The organism is Streptomyces sp. NPDC003032 (assembly GCF_053591415.1).
The window spans coordinates 1-21,065 of record NZ_JBSFTT010000068.1 but is presented as its reverse complement, the minus strand read 5'-3'; the positions used below and the strand labels follow the sequence as shown (position 1 = coordinate 21,065).

Annotated in this window: 18 protein-coding genes, 1 rRNA gene and 1 pseudogene; 7 read left to right on the top strand and 13 right to left on the bottom strand. The window is 72.4% G+C overall.

From position 1 onward, the window contains the following. Positions 1-411: glycoside hydrolase family 15 protein (locus ACWDZ7_RS40755; RefSeq protein WP_451803815.1), on the top strand; the 411-nt coding region annotated here is incomplete at its 5' end. Between the two features lie 11 nt (positions 412-422). Here ACWDZ7_RS40755 and ACWDZ7_RS40750 read toward each other — a convergent pair. Beyond that, entirely contained in the window at positions 423-1,934 is a 1,512-nt protein-coding gene (locus ACWDZ7_RS40750) for an APC family permease (protein WP_451803814.1), read from the bottom strand. Between the two features lie 160 nt (positions 1,935-2,094). Between ACWDZ7_RS40750 and ACWDZ7_RS40745 the strand changes: the two genes are divergently transcribed. Continuing rightward, complete coding sequence (locus ACWDZ7_RS40745; RefSeq protein ID WP_451803813.1) at positions 2,095-3,729, top strand: PucR family transcriptional regulator; 1,635 nt, start codon at positions 2,095-2,097, stop codon at positions 3,727-3,729. A gap of 32 nt (positions 3,730-3,761) precedes the next feature. Here ACWDZ7_RS40745 and ACWDZ7_RS40740 read toward each other — a convergent pair whose 3' ends face one another. Together ACWDZ7_RS40740 and recN are read right to left on the bottom strand one after the other, a co-directional pair. Beyond that, the gene (locus ACWDZ7_RS40740) at positions 3,762-4,910 is read right to left on the bottom strand and encodes a glycosyltransferase family 4 protein (protein WP_451803812.1); all 1,149 of its coding nucleotides are present in this window, start codon (positions 4,908-4,910) and stop codon (positions 3,762-3,764) included. A 217-nt stretch (positions 4,911-5,127) separates the two neighbouring features. Then, positions 5,128-6,855: a DNA repair protein RecN gene (gene recN / locus ACWDZ7_RS40735; RefSeq protein ID WP_451803817.1), complete on the bottom strand. Its 1,728-nt coding sequence runs from the start codon at positions 6,853-6,855 to the stop codon at positions 5,128-5,130. A gap of 259 nt (positions 6,856-7,114) precedes the next feature. On the opposite strand from recN, the gene ACWDZ7_RS40730 reads away from it, so the two are divergent. Continuing rightward, entirely contained in the window at positions 7,115-8,473 is a 1,359-nt protein-coding gene (locus ACWDZ7_RS40730; RefSeq protein WP_451803811.1) for an FtsX-like permease family protein, read from the top strand. Between the two features lie 81 nt (positions 8,474-8,554). On the opposite strand, the gene ACWDZ7_RS40725 is transcribed toward ACWDZ7_RS40730, so the two are convergent. The 3 genes from ACWDZ7_RS40725 to ACWDZ7_RS40715 are packed head-to-tail and all read right to left on the bottom strand — an operon-like array spanning position 8,555 to position 10,615. Beyond that, positions 8,555-9,460, bottom strand: a complete 906-nt coding sequence (locus tag ACWDZ7_RS40725; protein ID WP_451517864.1) for an NAD kinase — start codon at positions 9,458-9,460, stop codon at positions 8,555-8,557. An 11-nt stretch (positions 9,461-9,471) separates the two neighbouring features. Continuing rightward, on the bottom strand, positions 9,472-10,287 hold the full coding sequence (locus ACWDZ7_RS40720; protein WP_451803810.1) for a TlyA family RNA methyltransferase: 816 nt from the start codon (positions 10,285-10,287) through the stop codon (positions 9,472-9,474). 7 nt (positions 10,288-10,294) lie between these two features. After that, positions 10,295-10,615 carry a hypothetical protein gene (locus tag ACWDZ7_RS40715; protein ID WP_451803809.1) on the bottom strand — a complete coding sequence of 107 codons (321 nt, stop codon included), beginning with the start codon at positions 10,613-10,615 and terminating at the stop codon, positions 10,295-10,297. Between the two features lie 42 nt (positions 10,616-10,657). On the opposite strand from ACWDZ7_RS40715, the gene ACWDZ7_RS40710 reads away from it, so the two are divergent. Next, a complete protein-coding gene (locus ACWDZ7_RS40710; RefSeq protein WP_451803808.1) occupies positions 10,658-11,005 on the top strand; it encodes an alkyl sulfatase C-terminal domain-containing protein in 348 nt (115 codons plus the stop codon). Positions 11,006-11,017: 12 nt separating this feature from the next. On the opposite strand, the gene ACWDZ7_RS40705 is transcribed toward ACWDZ7_RS40710, so the two are convergent. The 3 genes from ACWDZ7_RS40705 to ACWDZ7_RS40695 all read right to left on the bottom strand — a co-directional run bounded on the left by ACWDZ7_RS40705 (position 11,018) and on the right by ACWDZ7_RS40695 (position 13,990). Then, complete coding sequence (locus ACWDZ7_RS40705) at positions 11,018-11,833, bottom strand: ABC transporter ATP-binding protein (protein ID WP_451517860.1); 816 nt, start codon at positions 11,831-11,833, stop codon at positions 11,018-11,020. An 88-nt stretch (positions 11,834-11,921) separates the two neighbouring features. Next, positions 11,922-12,950: a FecCD family ABC transporter permease gene (locus ACWDZ7_RS40700; RefSeq protein WP_451803807.1), complete on the bottom strand. Its 1,029-nt coding sequence runs from the start codon at positions 12,948-12,950 to the stop codon at positions 11,922-11,924. Then, entirely contained in the window at positions 12,947-13,990 is a 1,044-nt protein-coding gene (locus tag ACWDZ7_RS40695) for a FecCD family ABC transporter permease (RefSeq protein ID WP_451803806.1), read from the bottom strand. The genes ACWDZ7_RS40700 and ACWDZ7_RS40695 overlap by 4 nt, the downstream gene beginning before the upstream one ends. Positions 13,991-14,042: 52 nt before the next feature. Between ACWDZ7_RS40695 and ACWDZ7_RS40690 the strand changes: the two genes are divergently transcribed. Together ACWDZ7_RS40690 and ACWDZ7_RS40685 are read left to right on the top strand one after the other, a co-directional pair. Further along, a complete protein-coding gene (locus tag ACWDZ7_RS40690; RefSeq protein ID WP_451803805.1) occupies positions 14,043-15,128 on the top strand; it encodes an ABC transporter substrate-binding protein in 1,086 nt (361 codons plus the stop codon). Then, entirely contained in the window at positions 15,125-15,958 is an 834-nt protein-coding gene (locus tag ACWDZ7_RS40685; RefSeq protein WP_451803804.1) for a siderophore-interacting protein, read from the top strand. Before ACWDZ7_RS40690 ends, ACWDZ7_RS40685 begins: the two co-directional genes overlap by 4 nt. A gap of 46 nt (positions 15,959-16,004) precedes the next feature. Here ACWDZ7_RS40685 and ACWDZ7_RS40680 read toward each other — a convergent pair whose 3' ends face one another. After that, the gene (locus ACWDZ7_RS40680; RefSeq protein WP_451803803.1) at positions 16,005-17,069 is read right to left on the bottom strand and encodes an HAD hydrolase-like protein; all 1,065 of its coding nucleotides are present in this window, start codon (positions 17,067-17,069) and stop codon (positions 16,005-16,007) included. Positions 17,070-17,141: 72 nt separating this feature from the next. Here ACWDZ7_RS40680 and ACWDZ7_RS40675 point away from each other — a divergent pair, with 72 nt between their 5' ends. After that, positions 17,142-18,425: a DUF1015 domain-containing protein gene (locus ACWDZ7_RS40675; protein ID WP_451803802.1), complete on the top strand. Its 1,284-nt coding sequence runs from the start codon at positions 17,142-17,144 to the stop codon at positions 18,423-18,425. A gap of 105 nt (positions 18,426-18,530) precedes the next feature. Here the strand turns inward: ACWDZ7_RS40675 and ACWDZ7_RS40670 are convergent, their stop codons facing one another. The 3 genes and pseudogenes from ACWDZ7_RS40670 to rrf all read right to left on the bottom strand — a co-directional run bounded on the left by ACWDZ7_RS40670 (position 18,531) and on the right by rrf (position 20,854). Further along, positions 18,531-19,301, bottom strand: a complete 771-nt coding sequence (locus ACWDZ7_RS40670) for a tetratricopeptide repeat protein (RefSeq protein ID WP_451803816.1) — start codon at positions 19,299-19,301, stop codon at positions 18,531-18,533. A 492-nt stretch (positions 19,302-19,793) separates the two neighbouring features. Beyond that, positions 19,794-20,462: pseudogene (locus ACWDZ7_RS40665) on the bottom strand (hypothetical protein); the annotation flags it as partial. A 275-nt stretch (positions 20,463-20,737) separates the two neighbouring features. Then, a 5S ribosomal RNA gene (gene rrf, locus ACWDZ7_RS40660) occupies positions 20,738-20,854 on the bottom strand. Positions 20,855-21,065: the final 211 nt, after the last annotated feature.

Sequence of the window (21,065 nt, the reverse complement as noted above, 5' to 3'; positions counted from 1 at the left end):
GACGCCTCGCTGCTGCTGATCCCGCAGATGGGCTTCCTGCCGCCCGACGACAAGCGCGTCATCGGCACGATCGAGGCGATCCAGCGGGAGCTGTCGACGTCGGACGGGTTCATCCTGCGCTATCCGACGGCCGGTGACGACGAGGGCGTGGACGGCCTGGAGGGCGACGAGGGCGCCTTCCTGGCCTGCTCCTTCTGGATGGCCGACGACCTGGCGATGATCGGCCGGGTGGACGAGGCCCGCAAGCTCTTCGAGAAGCTCCTTGCGCTCCGCAACGACCTGGGGCTGCTCGCCGAGGAGTGGGACCCCGTGCTGCAGCGCCAGGTCGGCAACTTCCCGCAGGCGTTCAGCCACGTTCCGCTGATCGACACGGCGCTGCGGCTGACGGCTTCGGGGGCGTACGGAGGATAGGGCCGGGGATCTCAGCCTCGGACGGCGACGGGCTGCCCGTCGCCGTCCGTGCGTTCGGCCGCGTCCTCCAGGACGACCCGGCCGATGATCTCGTACCGCCGGGGCTGCCTGGCCCGCAGGTACAGGCCGAGGGCGAGGCCGCCGAAGAAGACGAGGCCGACGATCCAGGGAATGGCCTTGAACAGCAGCGAGTCCGCCGCCGAGCCCGCCGCGGTGTCCATGTTGATCACCAGCAGGACGACGACGGCGATCATGCCGACGCCGCCGAGGAGCGGTGCGACCAGTGTCCTGAACCAGTGCCGGTCCTCGGGGTGGTTGCGCCGGAAGTAGCCGATCACGGCGAACGAGCAGAGCGTCTGCACGATGAGGATCGCCATCGTGCCGAGGATCGCGAGCAGCGTGTACAGGTGGATGTACGGGTCCTGCCCGGTCAGCCAGAAGGCGGCCACCAGGGCGACGGCGATGACGGACTGGACGTACGAGGCGATGTACGGCGAGCCGTGCGCGGGGTGGGTGCGGCCGAGGGCGGGGTGCAGGAAACCCTCGCGCCCGATCGCGTACAGATAGCGCGACGCGCACTGGTGGAAGGCCATCCCGCAGGCGAACGAGCCGGTGATCAGCAGCCACTGGAAGGCGTCGACCGCCCACGCGCCGATGAAGCTGTGCGCGGGGTCGAAGAAGAGGTCGAGCGGGCCGGCCGACCGCGAGGCCTTCACGGAGCCGCTCAGGCCGTTGCCGGCGATCGTCATCCAGGAGACGTAGATGTAGAAGACGCCGACACCGACGACCGAGACGAGGGTCGCGCGCGGGATGACGCGCTTGGGGTCGCGCGACTCCTCGCCGTACATCGCCGTCGACTCGAAGCCGACCCACGACCAGAAGGCGAAGAACAGGCCGAGTCCGGCGGAGGTGCCGGTGAAGGCGTTCTTGGGGTTGATCGGCTCGACGGGTATGCCGTCGGGGCCGCCGCCGTGGACCAGTACGGCGGTGGCGACCGCGAAAAGGACGGCGATCTCCGCGACGAGCATCACGCCGAGCGCCTTCGCCGTGAGGTTGATGTCGAAGTACGCGAGGACGGCCGTGGCGGCGAGCATCGCGGCCGCGTAGACGATCCACGGCAGATCGACGCCCAGCTGGTCCTCGACGGTGGTCTGCGCGAAGTACGAGAAGACGCCGACGATCGACGCCTCGAAGACGATGTACGCGAGGACGGCGAGCATCCCCGACGCCATGCCCGCGATGCGGCCGAGGCCGTGCGAGATATAGCCGTAGAAGGCGCCGGCGGCGGTGATCCGCTTGGCCATGGCGACGTATCCGACGGAGAAGACCGTCAGGACCAGCGTCGCGAAGAGGTAGCCGGCGGGGGCGCCGGTGCCGTTGCCCGCGCCGACGGCGATCGGGAGGTTGCCGGTCATGGCGGTGATGGGCGCGGCGGTGGCGACCGCCATGAAGACGACGCCGACGATTCCGACGGAGTTCGCCTTGAGGCGGTGGACCTCGGGTGTGCTCGGTTGTTCTGACATGGCGGGCACCCTGCCGCGACGTGACGTACGCCACAAGCGACAGGGGGTCGCGCAAATTCCGCCCGGGGGCGACGAGTTGTCGCCCCGCGAAGGCCCCGGGGCCACCGCTGTGACCGGTCGGAGATGTTCCGGTGACGTGCGCCCCGGTAGCGTCCGCGCCATGGACAGTCAGGGCACTCAGGGCGGCATCACCGTGCAGCGCGCGCTGGAACTTCCGGGACTGCGCGGCGGGCTCCCCGAGGTCGTCGCGGGCGCGGACCGGCTGCAGCGGACGGTGCGGTGGGTGCACGCGGGCGAGGTGCCCAACATCGCCTCGCTGCTCAAGGGCGGCGAGCTGCTGCTCACCACGGGGCTCGGGCTCGGGGCACGCCCGGCCGAGCAGCGCGCCTTTGTGCGCAAGCTCGCCGAGCGGGGCATCGCGGCGCTGGTCGTCGAGCTGGGGCCGCGCTTCGCACGGCTTCCGGCGGCGATCGTGGAGACGGCGCGCGCCGCCGGTCTTCCGCTGGTGCAGCTGCACCGCGAGGTGCCGTTCGTGACGGTCACCGAAGAGGTGCACACGGAGATCGTCAACGGCCATTACGCGCTGCTCCAGCGGGCCGAGGAGGTGCACAGGCGGTGCACGGAGGCGCTGCTCGGTGGCGGCGGCATTCCTCAAGTCCTCGGCATCCTCGCCGAGTTCAGCGGCAACCCGGTCTTCCTGGAGACGGTGGACGGGCAGCTTCTCTACGCCGCCGGGGCGGGCACCGAGTGCGCGGACCCGCTCCAGGTGTGGGAGGGGCTGCGGGGCCGCACCGTCGACCGGGACGGGCCGCCCGCGGCCGCGGTCCTCGTCGACGTGCCGGGCGGCGGGCCCGGCGCGGGATCGGTGCGGGCCCGGCTGGTGCTGCTCGCGGTGGAGTCCGCGCCGCTGCCGGTGCACCGCATCGCGGCGGAGCGGGCGGCGAGCAGCCTCGCGGTGGTGCTGATGCAGGCCCGCCAGGAGGAGGAGCTGGCGGCGCGCGGCCGCGGCGACTTCCTCACCGATCTCGCGGAGGGGCGGATCGCGGCCGACGACGCCCCGGCGCAGGCCCGCGTCCTCGGCTTCAAGCCGGTCCCCGCGGGCAGCCCGCTCCTTCCGGTGGTGATGCGGCTCGCGGACGGCCTGCCGACCGGGGGCGGCTGGGCGGTGCTCGCACGGGCGGTCGCGGAGGAGCTGGCGTCCGTGGGCGTGCCGGTGCTGCTCGGCGTACGTCCCGTCGAGGGCCGCGTCCCTCTGCTGCTCGGCCTGCGGTCTGAGTCCGAGAGGACCGCGGTGGCCGACCGGGTCGCGGCGGCGCTGCGGGCCGGTGTCGAGCGGGCCGGGATGCAGCGGCCCGGGGCGCAGCCGCCGGTCGTCGTGGTCGGCGTCGCGGGCGGCTGGGCGGCGGCGTCGGCGGGGCTGCGGCACGCGGCGGAGACGGCGACGGCCGCGCAGGGCCTGACCGACCGCCCCTGGTACGACGCGCGGCGCCTCGACATCGACCTGCTGCTGTGGCGGCTGCGCGACCACCCCGATCTGGCGGCGTTCGTGGACCGCGCGATCGGCCCGCTGCGCGCCCACGACCAGCGCTCGAAGCCGCCGCTGCTGCCCACGCTCCAGACATTCCTGGCGCATGCGGGCCGCAAGGCGGAGACCGCGCGCGAGCTGCATCTGAACCGCCAGACGCTGTACAACCGCCTCGCCCGCATCAGCGAGTTGCTCGGCACGGACCTCGACGACCCGCAGACGGTCCTGGCGCTGAGCCTGGCGCTGCGGGCGCGCAGACATGTGACGTAGAAGCCCTCGCCGGGTCCTGGGGCGCGTCCGGCCTAGCTGTACGGCACCGGCTGCGTCAACTCATCGTAGACACTGAGGACTTGGGTGACCGTCTCGTCCTCGCTCGGCCACGTGGCGGCCTGGGCCGTGCCCCTGTCCTTCAGTTCCGCCCTGCGGACCGGGTCGGCGAGCAGGCGTACGACGGCGGTGGCGAGGGCCTGGGCGTCCTGGTGGGGGACGAGTTCGGCGCCGTCGCCGACCAGTTCGGGGACGCCGTCGACCGCGGCGGCGACGAGCGGTACGCGCGCGTGCAGGGCCTCCTGGGCGAGGACGGAGCGCGACTCCGGGCTGCTGGGCAGCACGGCGAGGTCGGCGGCCGCGAGGAGTTCGGGGACGTCGTCGCGCCGCCCGACCAGGCGGACCGGGAGCTGCTCGGCCTCGATGCGGCGCTGCATGGCGGTCCGCTCCGGGCCCTCCCCCGCGACGACGAGGAGCGGCAGCGGGTCCAGGTGACGCCACGCGCGCGTGGCGTCCAGGAGGACGTCGTAACCGCGGCCCCGCTCCAGGGCGCCGACGGCCAGGACCAACGGCCGGTCCACGGCGCCGACTTCGGCACGGGCCTTGTGCAGGAGGCAGTCCGGTTCCTCCTCGAAGGCTTCGTGGAGGCCGGCGCGGTGGGGCGCGGGCAGCGCGACCGCCGCGAGGCGGGCGTCCCGGGCGCCTCTTCTGCGGGCCCGTTCGACGAGGTCGGACGAGGTGCCGAGGACCACGGCGGCGGCCTTGGCGACGCGCCGCTCCAGCAGCCGCAGGACGCGGGCGCGGGCCCCGTCGGCGGAGACGTGGTTGTGCCAGGTGACGACGAGCGGTGTGTGGCGTCCGGTCAGCGCCAGGACGGCGCGGAAGGCGGCGTGCAGTCCGTGGGCGTGCACGAGGTCGGCGCCGGCGCAGGCCGCGCGGAGGGCGGCCACGGAGACGGGGTCACCGCTGCGGGGCACATGGACGTGGTGGGCGCCGGTGCCGGTGAAGTCGTAGGCACGGGCGGCCTCGTCGGGGGCGCACACGGTGACCCGCACGCCCCGGGCGGCGAGCCCCGCGGCCAGCGACCTGACGTGCGCGCAGCTGCCCGCGCTGGCGCCGCCGAGGACTTGAACGGTGTGCAGCGGCGTCTGTCCGTGCGGCAAATGGCTGCTCACGTGGCTCACGCGGCCGGGGCTCCTGGGTCTGCGTCGGGCGGTGCGGTGCTCTGGCGGTTCCGCCAAGAATGCCAGCCCGCGTGGCCGTCCCGGCACTGCTGAAAGGTAACTGCCGTGTCCGGACGGCCAACTCCTCGGACGCAATCACCCACACGGGTGAGAGTGACGGACCCGGTAAGGGCCCCGCGAGGGGCCCGTCAGGGGCGGGGTCTCACCGACCGGGGCTTCAGCCGTCCGCCCTGGCGGTGGCGAGAAGCTCCTCGGCGTGGGCCCGCGCGGTCTCCGAGTCCTCCTGACCCGCCAGCATCCGTGAGAGCTCCCGTACGCGTTCCTCGCCCTCCAGGACCTGGACCCCGGAGCGCGTCACCATGCCGTCGTTCGTCTTCTCGACAAGCAGCTGGCGGTCGGCGAAGGCCGCGACCTGGGGAAGGTGGGTGACGACCACGACCTGCGCCGACTTGGCGAGGCGCGCGAGGCGGCGGCCGATCTCGACCGCCGCCTTGCCGCCGACGCCCGCGTCGACCTCGTCGAAGAGGTACGTCGGAACGGGGTCCGTGCCCGCGAAGACCACCTCGACGGCGAGCATCACGCGCGACAGCTCACCGCCCGACGCGCCCTTGGCGATGGGCCGGGGCGGCGCGCCCGGATGCGGGGCGAGGAGGAGTTCCACCTCGTCGACGCCCGTGGGACCGTACGCGACCGTGCGCCCGCCGACCACCACGCCGTCGGCCCCCTCGGGAACCTCCGTGCTGCTGATGGCGATCGTCACGCGCGCGTGGGGCATCGCCAGCGAGGCGAGCTCTTCGGTGACGGCCGCCGCGAACCGCGAGGCGGCCTCCTGTCGCGCGTCGGTCAACGCCTGCGCGAGCGCCGCCAGCTCGGCCCGCAGCGCGTCCCGCTCGGCGGTCAGCCCGTCCAGCCGGTCGTCGTCGCCCTCCAGCTCGGTCAGGCGCGCGGCCCCCTCCTCGGCCCAGGCGAGCACGGCGTCGATGTCGGCGCCGTACTTCCGGGTGAGCTGGGTCAGCGCGGCCCGCCGCTCCTCGACCGCGGCGAGCCGCAGCGGATCGGCGTCGAGGTCGTCGGCGTACCCGGCGAGCTCGCCCGCCACGTCGCTCAGCAGGATCCCGATCTCCCCGAGGCGCTCCGCGAGCGCGGACAGGGCGGGGTCGTGGGAGCGTACGGCTTCCAGGGCCCTGGAGGCGCCCGCGACGAGCGTCGAGGCGTCGACGCCCTCCGGGTCCTCGGGGTTGCCCGCGAGGGCGGCGTGCGCGGACGTGGCGGCGGAGGCGAGGGCCTCCGCGTGGCCGAGCCGCTCGGCCTCGGCCGCGAGTTCGGTGTCCTCGCCCTCGCGCGGTTCGACGCCCCCGATCTCGTCGAGTCCAAAGCGCAGCAGGTCCGCTTCCTGGGCACGCTCCCGCGCGCGCGTGGTGATCTCGTCGACCTCGGCGGTGACGGCCCGCAGCCTGCGGTACGCGGCCGTGTACTTGGCGAGCGGCACGGCGACCGCGTCGCCCGCGTACCGGTCGAGGGCGCCCCGCTGCCGGGCGGGCTTGAGCAGGCCCTGCTGGTCGGTCTGGCCGTGCACGGCGACCAGGTCGTCGGCGAGTTCGGAGAGCAGGCCCACCGGGACGGAGCGTCCGCCGAGGTGCGCCCGGGAGCGCCCCTCCGCCGAGACGGTGCGGCTGATCAGCAGCGCCCCGTCGTCCAGCTCGGCCCCGGCCTCCTGCGCGCGCGCGGCCGCCGGGCCGTCGGCGGACACGGCGATGCGCCCCTCCACCACCGCCGACTTCGCGCCGATCCGCACCAGGGCGGGGTCCGCGCGCCCGCCGAGCAGCAGTCCAAGGCTCGTGACCACCATCGTCTTGCCCGCACCGGTCTCACCCGTCACGGCGGTGAACCCTGGTGACAGCTCGACGACCGCGTCGTCGATGACTCCGAGCGACCGTATCCGCATCTCCTCCAACACGGACAAGACCTTACGAGGTCATGGGCCCGGTGTGCGACGGGCCCCGCGCTCCCGCCGCGAAGGCGCAGGTGGCGGCGGCGCACCGGCGCCCGCTGTCACTCGCGTGAGTGGGCCCGTGGGGGGGGCCGCGCCGCCCGGGGTGGCCCGCCGACCGGGGAGACCGCCTCCCGGGGTGGGGTTATCCCCCGCAAGACCCACCGGCCCGCCACATGGCTCCCGCCCCGCCCCCGGCCCGACCATGATCCACATGGCAACAGGACTGGCACAGGCGGCGCTGCGCGCGCATCGCCCGGCATTCGTGGGCACCGCGGTGGCCGCGCTCTTCGCGGCGACCGTGGTGAGCGCGTCGACGATGATGTTCGGCACGACGAGCACCGAAAGCACCGCGGGGCTCTCCGCGCCGGCACGGCGGCAGATCACGGAGAACGGCGTCGGCGACATGGCGCTCGTCCTGCTGATCGGCTCCATCTACATGTCGATTTTCGTGGTCGTATCGACCATGGGCACCGCCGTCGCGCAGCAGCACCGCGAGCTCGCGATGGTCCGCTCCATCGGCGCCAAGCCCCGCCAGGTCCGCCGCGCCGTGGCCGTCCAGGCCCTCGCCGCGTCCGTCCCCGCCTCGCTCGCCGGGTTCCTCCTCGGCGGTCTCGGCGCCCGCTGGTGGCACGCGGGCATGGTCTCCCACGGGCTGCTCCCCGCCGAGGCCGGTTTCCGTTTCAGCTGGGTCGCGCTGCCGGTGTGCGTCGGCGTGGCCGTGGTGACGACGACGCTCGCCGCGCTCCTGTCCGCGCTGCGCTTCTCCCTGCTGCGCCCGGCCCGCGCGCTCTCCGAGGCGGCGACCGGGCGGCGCGGGCTCGGCCTGCTGCGGGCGCCGCTCGGCGTGATCGCCGTCGCGGGGGCGTGCGTGGTCTCGGTGCTCCTGGCGGAGCAGCCCGCGGCCGAGGCGAGCGAGGGCGCCTTCCTGGTGCTCATCCTGTTCTGCGCCGGCGCGGGGCTGCTCGGCCCGCGCATCATCGGCCCCGCGGCCTGGCTGGTCTCGGCGCTGGTCGGCCGGTTCGGCCCGAGCGCCCGCCTGGCGATGCTCAACGTCCGCTCGCAGCCCCGCCGGTTCTCCGCCGCGGTCGTCCCCCTCGTACTCGTCGTGGGCTTCGGCCTCACCAAGATCGGCATGCATACGACGGCCCAGCACCACACCGGCTCGGCGGGCAGCGCCGGTGAGGTCTGGCTCGACTACGTGGGCACGGGGCTCTACGCGGGCTTCGCCGCGATCGCCGCGGCGAACACCCTCGCCATGATCTCCTTCGAGCGCCGGCGTGACGTCGCGCTGCTCCGGGTCGTCGGCAGCCAGCGCGCCCAGGTGCGGGCCATGGCGGCCTGGGAGGCCGTGGTCGTCGCCGGGACGGCGCTCCTCCTCGGCGGCGCGATCGCCCTCGGCACGCTGGCCCCGATCCTCAGTACGGCGTTCGGCTCGGCCCTGCCCCACCTGCCGTGGGCCGTGCCGACCGGCGTCGCGACGGGCACGCTGCTGCTGACCCTGCTCGCCACCGGGATCCCGGTGCGCGCCGTCATGCGCCGGAGTGCGATCTCGGTGGTCAGCGGGACGTGACGGCAGACGTCGAAGCGGCGTGAGCCTTCACACACGTAGCCCCTCACACACGACACACGTAGCCCCTCACCCCACGTACGGCTAGTGCGGCGCCCCGCGCCAACCCGACACCGGCAGCGCGAACTTGGCGACGAGCCGGTCCGTGAACGACGCGTGGTGCAGCCGCGCGAGCCGCACCGGCACCTCACCCCGGCGCACCTCCACCCGCGCCCCCGAGGGAAGTTCGACGGTCCGCCGCCCGTCGCACCACAGCACCCCGTTCGGCGTGTGCGGCTGGACCTCGACGGCGAGCACCGAGTCCGGCGAGGTCACCAGCGGTTTGGCGAACAGGGCGTGGGCGCTGATCGGCACCATGAGCAGCGCCTCCACCTCGGGCCACACCACGGGCCCGCCCGCCGAGAACGCGTACGCCGTCGAACCGGTGGGCGTCGCGCAGACGATGCCGTCGCAGCCGAAGCCGGTGACCGGACGGCCGTCGATCTCCAGGACGACTTCGAGCATCCGCTCGGGGGACACCTTCTGGACGGCGGCCTCGTTCAGCGCCCAGTCGCGGTGCACGATGTCGCCGTTGCGGTGCACGACGACATCGATCGTCATGCGTTCCTCGACCTCGTACGCCTTGGTGACGACCCGGTCGACGACCTTGTCGAGGTCGTCACGCTCGGCCTCCGCGAGGAAGCCCACGCGCCCGAGGTTGACGCCGAGCATCGGCACCCCGGAGGCCCGCGCGAAGTCCGCGCCCCGCAGCAGGGTCCCGTCGCCGCCGAGCACCACGATCAGCTCGCAGTCGACGATGCAGTCGGCCGTCGCCTCCTGGACCGTCTCGACCTCGGAGGGCAGCGGCAGATCCGCGGCCTCCGCCTTGAGGACCCGTACGCCGATGCCATGGCGCAGCAGCCCCTGGACGACGAGTTCGGCGCTGCGGATGGCCGCGGGCCGTCCGGTGTGCGCGAGCAGGAAGACGGTACGAGCTCTGGTCTGGGTCACTCGGGTCTGGGTCAACGGGGCCCCTCCGCCACGGCACGGTCAACGTCCGCCGGGTCCAGCTCATCGGCCCCGGCGCGCAGCCACAGAAAGTACTCGACATTCCCGGAGGGCCCCGGCAGCGGGCTCGCGGTCACCCCGCGCACCCCGAGGCCGAGCCTCCACGCCTGACGCGCCACACCGCGTACGGCGTCGGCCCGCAGTTCGGCGCCGCGCACCACACCGCCGCTGCCGAGCCGCTCCTTGCCCACCTCGAACTGCGGCTTGACCATGAGCACCAGGTCCGCGTCCGGCGCCGCGCACCGCACGAGGGCGGGCAGCACCAGGCCGAGCGGGATGAAGGAGAGGTCGCCGACGACGATGTCGACGGGCACGCCGTCGATCGCTTCGAGCGTCAACTCGCGTACGTTGGTGCGGTCCTTCACGGTGACCCGGTCGTCGCTCTGCAGCGACCAGGCGAGCTGGCCGTAGCCGACGTCCACGGCTACGACGTGCGCGGCACCGGCCCTCAGCAGCACGTCCGTGAAGCCACCGGTGGACGCGCCCGCGTCCAGCGCGCGCCGCCCCTCGACGACCAGCCCCTCCGGCGTGAAGGCGGCGAGCGCGCCCGCGAGCTTGTGCCCGCCGCGCGAGACGTAGTCGGGGTCGCTGTCGTCCTGCGAGACGACGATCGCGGCGGCCGTCTCCACCTGCGTCGCGGCCTTGGTCGCGACGGTCTTGCCGACCGCGACCCGGCCGGCGGCGATCAGCTGGCTCGCGTGCTCGCGCGAACGCGCGAGCTTCCTGCGGACGAGCTCGGCGTCGAGGCGGCGTCGTGCCACTCCTGCCACGTTCGGTTCAGCTCCTGTCATACGAGGATGAGGGCGCCCCTGCGGGTGCCGGCGGGCCGGGGTGCGCGTCGAGCGCGGTCAGCGCGGAACGCAGGCCCTGGTGTACATCCTCGTACACCTCGATATGGCCGTCCGTGGCGAGGTGGTCGGCATCGCCGAGCCGGGCGAGGCGGGCGTCCACGTCGGCGTTCCCGGTGGGCGTGCGCTCGACGCCCAGGGGGGCGGGGGCCGCGGGGTCGTACGACGCTCCGTACGACGGTTCGTCCGGAACCTCAGGCTCCGGCTGCACCGCCCCTCCCTGCTCAAGGCCCGCGTAAGAGTCGCTCATGGCACGACGCTACCCCGAAGCGCTGCGGTACCGTCGATCACGATGGCGACCATGGCGGAGTGCCGCACGGCACTCGACAGGCTCTCGGACAATCTCGCGTCCGCCGACGGCGACGTGCGGGGCGCCGCTGCCCTGAACCGCTCGCTGAGCTGCCGAATCACCGACCTCGACACCACCTTCGCCGGCCGGCTCGAAAACGGCCGGATCACGGTGCTCGACAGCCATTCGGGCCCGCCCCGCGAAAAGGCCGAGATCCGCCTTTCGATGAGCGGCGACGACCTGGTCGCGATGGTGGACGGCGAGCTGAACTTCGCGAAGGCGTGGGCCTCGGGCCGGATCAAGCTGGAGGCGGGCTTCCGGGACCTGCTGAAGCTCAGGTCGCTGCTCTAGCCGACCACAGCTCTAGCCGGCGGCCGCTTCGGCCATCGCCCTGCGCCCGGCGCGGCCCGCGGGGATCACCAGCGGCGTCCCGCTCTCCGGGTCGTCGATGATCTGGCACCGGATCCCGAAGGTCCGCTCCACCAGCTCCGCCGTGACGATGTCGGACGGCGCGCCCTCGGCGATCACCGCGCCGTCGCGCAGGGCGATGAGGTGCGTGGCGTAGCGAGCGGCGTGGTTCAGGTCGTGCAGGACGGCGACGAGGGTGCGGCCCTGCTCCTCGTGGAGCTCGGCGCACAGGTCCAGGACGTCGAGCTGGTGCTGGATGTCGAGGAACGTCGTCGGCTCGTCGAGCAGCAGAAGCGGGGTCTGCTGGGCGAGCGCCATGGCGATCCACACGCGCTGGCGCTGGCCGCCGGAGAGCTCGTCGACGTAGCGCTCGGCGAGGTCGCGTACGCCCGTGGACGCCATCGACTCCTCGACGATCCGCTCGTCCTCCTGCGACCACTGCCGAAGCAGCCCCTGGTGGGGGTAGCGGCCGCGGGCGACCAGGTCGCCGACCGTGATGCCGTCGGGCGCGATGGACGACTGCGGCAGCAGGCCGAGCGTCTTGGCGACCTTCTTCGCGGGCATCGACTGGATGACGTCCCCGTCGAGCAGCACGCGGCCCGCGGACGGCTTGAGCATCCGGGACAGGGCGCGCAGGAGCGTGGACTTGCCGCAGGCGTTGGGGCCCACGATCACGGTGAAGGAGTTGTCGGGGATCTCGACGGACAGCTTCTCCGCGATGACGCGCTGGTCGTAGCCGAGGGTGACGTCGTCGGCGATGAGCCGGTTCACAGCAGCACGCTCCTGCTCTTGATCGTGGGGTGGTACGCGGCCGTGGGGTGGTACGCAGCCGTGGGTGGTGCGGGTTCGTGGCGGGGCCTCATATCCGTCCCGCCTTGCGCTGGGTGACGAGCAGCCACAGCAGATAGACGCCGCCGAGCACGCCGGTGACGACGCCGACGGGCAGCTGGTCCGCGCCGAAGGCCCGCTGCGAGCCGAAGTCCGCGACGATCAGGAGGGTGGCGCCCATGAACATGGCGGGCATCAGATTGGGGCCCGGCGAGCGCGTGAGCCGACGCGCCAGCTGCGGCGCGGTGAGCGCCACGAAGCTGACAGGGCCGGCGGCGGCGGTGGCGGCCGCGGTGAGCAGCACGGAGGCGGTGAGCAGGACGAAGCGGGTGCGTTCGACGCGTACGCCGAGCGCGTTGGCGACGTCGTCGCCCATCTCCAGCATCCGCAGCGGACGCCCGTACACGAGTACGAGTGGTACGAGGACGGCGCAGAGCACCAGCAGCGGCCAGACCTGGTCCCAGTCACGGCCGTTGAGGGAACCGGTCATCCAGACCACGGAGCGGGCGGCGTCGACGAAGTCGGCCTTGGTGAGCAGATAGCCGTTGATGGCCGTGATGAAGGCGGAGACGCCGATGCCGACGAGGACGAGCCGGTAGCCGTGCACGCCGCGCTTCCAGGCGAGCAGATAGATGGCGACGCCGGTGACGAGTCCGCCGACGAGCGCGCCGCCCGCGACCTCGACCGCGCTGCCCTGGAACAGGACGATCATGATGAGCGCCCCCGCGGTCGACCCCTGTCCGAGGCCGAGCACGTCCGGACTGCCCAGCGGATTGCGGGCGATGGACTGGAAGAGCGCGCCGCCGAGCCCGAGGGCCGCGCCCACCAGGAGCCCGACGAGGACCCGCGGCAGACGCAGGTCGTTGATGATGAACTCCTGCCCGGCGTCGCCGTCGCCGAGCAGCGTACGGATGACGTCGGCGGCCGGGATCTCGAAGTCGCCGGTGCCGATCAGAACGACGCTCGCGGCGAGCGCGGCGACGATGAGCAGGGCGACGACCACGGTCGTACGGATGTCGAGCCGGACGGAGAAGCCGCCCCGGGCGCGTATCGCCTTCACAGCTGGGCCACCTTCCGCCGCCGTACGAGAAAGATGAAGACGGGCGCGCCGATGACCGCGGTCACGATGCCCACTTGGAGCTCCGAGGGGCGCGCCACCACGCGCCCGACGACGTCCGCGCCGAGCAGCAGGACCGGCGAGAGGACGGCCGCGTACGGCAGGATCCAGCGCATGTCGGGTCCGGTGAAGGAGCGCACGATGTGCGGCACCATCAGGCCGACGAAGACGATCGGCCCGCAGGCGGCGGTCGCGGCCCCGCAGAGCAGGGTCGCCGCCGCCATCGACAGCGCGCGGGTGCGCGTGAGATGGGCGCCGAGCGCGCGGGCGGTGTCGTCGCCCATGGCCATGGCGTTCAGCGGCCGGGCGAGGCCGAGCGCGAGCACGGTGCCGACCGCGAGGAAGGGCAGGACCTGCTGGATGGTGTCCATGCTGGCGGAGGCCAGCGAACCGACCGTCCAGAACCGCATCTTGTTGAGCGCGGCACCGTCCATGATCATGACGGCCTGCAGATAGCCGTAGAGCGCCGCGCTGATCGCGGTGCCCGCGAGCGCGAGCCGCACCGGTGTCGCGCCGCGCGCGCCGCCCAGGATGTAGAGCAGGACGCCGACGAGCGCCGCCCCCAGAAAGGCGAACCACACATAGCCGCTCAGCGAGGTGACGCCGAAGAAACTGATCGCGCTGACGACCGCCGACGAGGCGCCCAGGTTGATGCCGAGCAGGCCGGGGTCGGCCAGCGGGTTGCGGGTGAGCGCCTGCAGGACGGCCCCGGAGAGGCCGAGCGCGACACCGGCGAGCAGCCCGAGCAGGCTGCGCGAGAGCCGCTCTCCGACGACGACGTCGCCGTACGTCCCCGTGTCCTGGAACAGCCCGTGCCAGACCTCGTCCATGGGCATCGATTTGGCGCCGACCGCGATGCTCGCCAGGAAGACGAGGAGGAGGACGGCCACCGAGACGAGCAGCCCGAGGCTGCGTATCGCGCGGCGTTTGGGTGGCGCGGGAGCGGTCTCCGCGCGGGGTTCTGGGGGACTGTCGACCAACACCAGGTTAGGTTAGCCTACCCTCGCACTCGACTTCGACGAGAGAAGCGCCACCATGCCCGCACCGCGTCGCCCCCTTTCGCCTGCCCCGAATTCGCCCGGCCTGAACCGCCGCGGCGCACTCTTCGCGGGCGGCGCCTTCGGCCTCGGCGCCCTGCTCGCCGCGTGCGGTGACGAAGGCACCACGTCCACATCCGCTTCCGGGTCCGGGTCCGGGTCCGCTTCCGGCAAGGACAGCAAAGAGGGCAAGCCCTGGAGCTTCAAGGACGACCGCGGCAAGACCGTCACGACCAAGGAGCACCCGAAGACCATCGTCGCCTTCGTCAGCACGGCGGCCGCCCTGCACGACTACGGCATCGAGTGCAAGGGAATCTTCGGCCCTTCCAAGCCCGTGAACGGCAAGCCGAGCCCGCAGTCGGGCGACCTCGACCTCTCCAAGCTGACCAGCCTCGGCAACGGGTGGGGCCAGTTCAACATAGAGAAGTACGCGGCTCTCCAACCGGACGTGCTCATCAGCAACATGTTCCCGCCGCCGAACCTCTGGTTCGTCCCGGAGGAGAGCAGCAAGAAGATCGCCTCCCTCGCCCCCACCGTCGGCATCAACGGCGCACGCGTCTCCCTCAAGGAGCCCCTCAAGCGCTACACCGAACTGGCCGCCTCGCTCGGCGCGGACCTGGAGTCGGAGAAGGTGCGGGCGGCCAAGGCCCGCTTCCAGAAGGCCGAACGGACCCTGCGCAAGGCCGCGGAGGCCAACCGCGGCCTGAAGGTCATGGCGGTGACCGGCGACGCCGACCAGATGTACGTCGCCGTCCCCGACGCCTACTGCGACCTCCACTACTTCAAGGACCTCGGCGTCGAGTTCGTCGAGGGCAAGAAGAGCGACGAATGGGGCTTCTGGGAGTTCCTCAGCTGGGAGAACGCCGACAAGTACCACGCCGACCTCATCATGCTCGACAACCGTACGACCGCGCTGCCCCCCAACGAGCTGGCGAAGAAACCCACTTGGGCCCAGCTCCCCGCCGTCAAGGCCGACCAGACCGTCCCCTGGTCGATGGAGGAGCGCTACAGCTACGCCGGATACGCCCCCGTCATTGAGCGGCTCGCCGCCGCCGTCGAGAAGTCGAAGAGGCTCAAGCGATGACCGACTCCCCCTACCAGTTCTTCGACGTGCACGTCCTGCGCGCCGAACACCTCACGCCCGCGATGATCCGCGTGGCGCTCGGCGGCCCCGACCTGGCGCGGATGGCCTCGGGCGGCCGGGACCAGCGCATCAAGATCTTCCTGCCGCACCCCGGGCAGGACGCCCCGGTCATGCCGGACACCGACACCGGCGACGCGGCCGACTGGTACGCCGCGTGGTGCGCCCTCGACCCTTCGGTGCGGGGCATCATGCGCACGTACACGACCCGCGAGCTGCGCCGCGGCCCGGACGAACTGATCGTCGACTTCGCCGTCCACGGCGCGGCTCCCTCGCCCACCGACGGCCCGGCCACCAGCTGGGCGCGGACCGCGCGGCCCGGCGCCCGCATCGGCGTGCTCGCCCCGGTCGAGGAGGAGAACGCCGCGTACGACTTCCGGCCGCCGCAGGACACCGACTGGCTGCTCCTGACCGCCGACGAGTCGGCGCTCCCGGCCGTCGCGAGCATCCTCGAAACGCTGCCGCCCGCCCTGCCGACGCGCGTCTGGATCGAGGTCCACGACCTCGACGACCGCCAGCACCTGCCCACCAAGGCCGACGCCGAGATCCACTGGCTCACCAGGGAGGGCTCCACCACGGACGCGATCCGCGGGACGGACTTCCCCGAGGGCACTCCCTACGCCTGGATCGCGGGCGAGTCCGCGACCGTCAAGGCCGTCCGCCGCCACCTCGTCGGCGAGCGCGGCTTCGACCGCAAGCGGGTGTCGTTCTCGGGCTACTGGCGCAAGGACACAACGACGGACGAACTGATCGACCGCGGCGAAAACCCGTGAGCACCCCCGCAGGGGCCTCCACCGGACGCGCGCCCAGACGGACCCCCTACACCCCGAGCCGCGACAACGCCTTGCCCCCGTCCAACCCGCACGCGCCGTCCCCGGCCTGCGTCCAGGCCGCCGCGCACAGGGCCCGCAGGCCGTCCATGGACTCGCCCTCGCCGTCCAGCGCCAGTTCGCCGTCCCGCACCGAGGCCGTCCAGCCGCCGCAGGCGAAGCCGCCCTCCACCGGGGTGACCTCCGGCTGCCCGGTGAGCATGCCGCGCAGATCCGCGTCCACGTACGTCGGCCGGTGCTCGGGCCGCGCGGCCAGCAGCTGCGCGCCGTCCGTGACACCCGTCAGCACGAGCAGCGAGTCCACATCCCCGTGGAACGCCCCTTCGATGTCCGTGTCAAGGCGGTCGCCCACGACCAGCGGCCGCTCCGCCCCCGTCCGCAGAATCGTCTCCCGGTGCATCGGCGGCAGCGGCTTGCCCGCCACCTGCGGCTCGGCGCCCGTAGCGATGCGTACGACCTCGACGGCCGCGCCGTTGCCGGGCGCGATGCCCCGCGCGCTCGGAATCGTCAGATCGGTGTTCGACGCGAACCACGGCACACCGCGCGCGATCGCGTAAGAGGCCTCGGCGAAGCGCCCCCACGCCAGGTCCGGCCCCCCGTACCCCTGCACGACCGCCACCGGATCGTCGTCCGCCGACTCGACCGGCTCCAGCCCCCGCTCCCGCAGGGCGACCCGCAGCCCCTCACCGCCGATCACCAACACCCGCGCGCCCGCGGGCACTTGCTCGCTCACCAGCCGGGCGACCGCCTGCGCCGAGGTGATGACATCCGAGGACGCGGACGCGATCCCCAGCTCCGTCAGATGCTCCGCCACCGCGTCCGGCGTCCGCAGCGCGTTGTTCGTCACGTACGCGAGACGCATCCCGCCCTCGCGCGCGGTCCCGAGCGACTCGACGGCGTGCACGATGGCGTGACCGCCCGCGTACACCACCCCGTCCAGATCGAGCAGCGCCGTGTCATAGGCCTCGCTCAGCGCCCGGCTGCTGCCCCCGGGCCGCGTCCTGACGCTTCCGCCCGCGCCCCCGCCCACGCTCCGGCCTGCGGTCTGGCTCATTACACATCGCTCCTCGCTCGATCCCACTCCCCCGATCATCGCTCATGCCACTGACACACATACGATGCCCCAATGAACACAGCGGGTCACACGGACGCAGCCGGCCTCGACCTGATCCCGTTCCGGGGCGTGCGCTACGTCCCCGAACAGATCGGCAGTCTGGCCGCGGTGACCTCACCCCCGTACGACGTGGTCGTACGCCCCGACGGCCTGCTCCACCTGGAATCCGCCGACCCGCACAACATCGTCCGGCTGATCCTCCCGCAGGCCACCACCCCGGCCGCCCGCAACCAACAGGCCGCCGACACCCTGCGCACCTGGCTCCGCGAGGGCATCCTCGCCCCCGACACCGAGCCGAGCCTGTACGTCTACGAACAGCAGGACAGTGAGATCCTCCAGCGAGGCCTCATCGGCGCACTGCGCCTCTCCGAGGCAGGGGAGGGCGTCGTCCTGCCCCACGAGGGCGTCATGCCGCACGTCGTCGAGGACCGCGCGGCCCTGATGCGCGCGACCGCAGCCAACCTCGAACCGCTCCTGCTGACCTACCGCAGCGACAGCGAGGGCGAACCCTCCGGCGCGACGGCCGTCATCGAACGGGCGGCCGAGCGCGAACCGCTCCTGTCGACGACCACCGAGGACGGCTTCCACCACCGCCTGTGGTCCGTCACGGACCCGGCGGAGATCGCAGAGATCCAGTCAGATCTGGCCGCCCGCCAGGCACTCATCGCGGACGGGCACCACCGCTGGGCCACCAATCTGCGGCTGCGCGCCGAACACCCCTCACCCAGCCCGTGGGACCACGGCCTGGTCCTCCTCGTGGACACCGCCCGCTATCCGCTGCGCGTGCGCGCCATCCACCGCTACCTCCACCGGCTCCCGGTCCCCGACGCTCTCGCCGCCCTCGGGGACTCCTTCCGCGTACGCACCGTCGATGGCCCCCTCGACCACGCGCTCGACGCCCTGGCCGAGGCCGCGTCCAAGAGCAACGCCTTCGTCCTCGCGGGTGACGGCGCCTTCCACCTCGTCGACCACCCGTCGCCCGACCTCCTCGCCCGTACGATCCCGGGCGACCGCCCCGAGGCCTGGCGCACCCTGGACGCGACGGTCCTGCACGCCACTCTGCTCGACCACGTCTGGCGGATCCCGGACGCCCCGGAGCACATCGCGTACATCCACGACACCGCGGCGACGGTCGAGAAAGCCGAGCGCGACGGCGGCACGGCCGTCCTGATGCACCCGGTACGCGAAGAGGTCGTACGCGACCTCGCCCGCCAGGGCGTCACGATGCCCCGCAAGTCGACGTCGTTCGGCCCGAAGCCGGCCACGGGCCTGGTCCTGCGCGCGCTCGCCTTCTGAGCCAGTTCTCAACCACTTCTGAGCAGCTTCCGAGCAGCTTCTGGGCATACGGAAACGGGCGGGCCCCACATGGGGACCCGCCCGTTTCAGTCAACGACCTCGACCTCAGTCCTCGTCCTCGTCCTCGTCCTTGTCCTTGTCCTTGTCGGCCGACGGGTCCTGAGTGGTAGCCGCAGGAGCCTCGTCGGCGTCGTCGTCACCGAGGGCGTCGACGAACTCGACACCCTCCAGCTCGGCGAGGCGGTCCGACGCGTCGGTGCTGCCGTCCTTGTCGGACTCGACGACCTTCGCGAACCACTCCCGCGCCTCGTCCTCGCGGCCGGCCGCGAGCAGCGCGTCGGCGTACGCGTAGCGCAGCCGCGCGGTCCAGGGCTGCGCGGAGTTCGAGGCCAGCTCGGGGCTCTGCAGGGTGACGATGGCGGCGTCGATCTGGTCCATGTCCCGGCGGGCCCCGGCGGCGACGAGCCGCATCTCGACCTGCCCCGCCTTGTCGAGCTTCTGCACCTCGGGCGCACCGGCCATGTCCAGCGCCTTCTCGGGCCGGCCGAGCCCACGCTCGCAGTCCGCCATGACGGGCCACAGCTCGACGCTGCCGGTCATCCGCCGTGCGGCACGGAACTCGGCGAGCGCCTCGCTGTACTTCTGGTTCGCGTACGCCGCGAAGCCGGCCGCCTCGCGCACGGCGGCGACCCGGGAGGCAAGACGCAGGGCGATCTTGGAGTAGGCGTAGGCCTGCTCGGGGTCCTCGTCGATGAGCTTGGCGACCATCACCAGGTTCTTGGCGACGTCCTCCGCGAGCCCCTTGGGGAGGCTCTGCAGTTCCTGCTGTACGTCCTTGTCGATCTCGTGGCCCGTGACGTCCTCCGGGATCGGCAGCCGCCTGATGGGCTCGCGGTCACGGTCGTCACGCCCGCCGCGGTACCCACCGCGGTCATCGTCACGCCGGTCCTCACGCCCACGGAAGCCGCCCGGGCGTCCGCCGCCCCGGTTGTCGTCACGCCGCGGCCCACGGTCACGGTCGTCACGCCCGCGGTAGCCACCACCACGGCTGTCCCCACCACGATTGTCGTCCCGACGGAAACCGCCACGGTCGCCGCTGCGGTCATCACGCCGATCGTCGCGACGGAACCCACCACGGTCGCCGCGGTCACTGTCCCGACGGTCGTCCCTGCGGTCGTCGCGCTGGAAGGCGGGCCGGTCACCGTCGCGACGGTCGTCACGACGGGGCGCACTCGGCCGGTCGTCACGGCGGGGCCCGCTGGGCCGGTCGTCGCGACGGAACGGCGGACGCCCACCACTGTCACGGTCATCACGCCCGCGGTAGCCACCACCACGGCTGTCGCCACCGCGGCTGTCGCCACCACGGTTGTCATCGCGCCGGAATCCGCCACGGTCGCCGCTGTCGCGACGGTCATCCCTGCGGTCATCACGGCGAGGCCCACTGGGGCGGTCATCGCGACGGAAGGCTGGCCGGTCACCTTCACGACGGAAACCACCACGGTCGCTGTCACTCCGGTCGTCACGACGAGGCCCGGTGGGCCGGTCGTCGCGACGGAACGGCGGACGCCCACCACTGTCACGGTCATCACGCCCGCGGTAGCCACCACCACGGCTGTCGCCACCGCGGTTGTCGCCACCACGGTTGTCGCCACCACGGTTGTCGTCGCGCCGGAATCCGCCACGGTCGTCCCTGCGGTCATCACGCCGATCGTCACGGCGGGGCCCGCTGGGCCGGTCGTCGCGACGGAACGGCGGACGCCCACCACTGTCACGGTCATCACGCCCGCGGTAGCCACCACCACGGCTGTCGCCACCGCGGTTGTCGCCACCACGGTTGTCGCCACCACGGTTGTCGTCGCGCCGGAATCCGCCACGGTCGCCGCTGTCGCGACGGTCATCCCTGCGGTCATCACGGCGAGGCCCACTGGGGCGGTCATCGCGACGGAAGGCGGGCCGGTCGCCCTCGCGACGGAAACCACCACGGTCGCTGTCACTCCGGTCGTCACGACGAGGCCCGGTGGGCCGGTCGTCACGTCGGGGCCCGCTGGGCCGGTCATCGCGACGGAAGCCACCGCGGTCACCGCGGTCGTTGTCCCGCCGTGGAGCCCCGCGGTATCCGCCCCGGTCGCCACCGTCCCGGCCGCGCTGGTCGCGCCCCGGTCGCTCGTCGGGAGAGTTGGTGGACATCGGTGACTCCTAGTCTTCGGTACCGCAGTCATTCTCGCGCAGCCGGGGTGCCGGCGCGCTTCGACAAAAACAAAAGGACCCCTGGTCCCAGCGTGGACGCTGGGACCAGGGGTCCTCCAAAGATTGTTCGGCGGCGTCCTACTCTCCCACAGGGTCCCCCCTGCAGTACCATCGGCGCTTTGAGGCTTAGCTTCCGGGTTCGGAATGTAACCGGGCGTTTCCCTCACGCTATGACCACCGAAACCCTATGAAATATCCCGCTGTAGAGCAGGATCTCAAACAGGGCAGCGAACAAGCACACTTTTCAATTAAATAGTGACGCTGTTCAGCCGACACAACTGTTCGTTGTTTCAGAACAAACACAGTGGACGCGAGCAACTGAGGACAAGCCCTCGGCCTATTAGTACCAGTCACCTCCACCCGTTACCGGGCTTCCAGATCTGGCCTATCAAC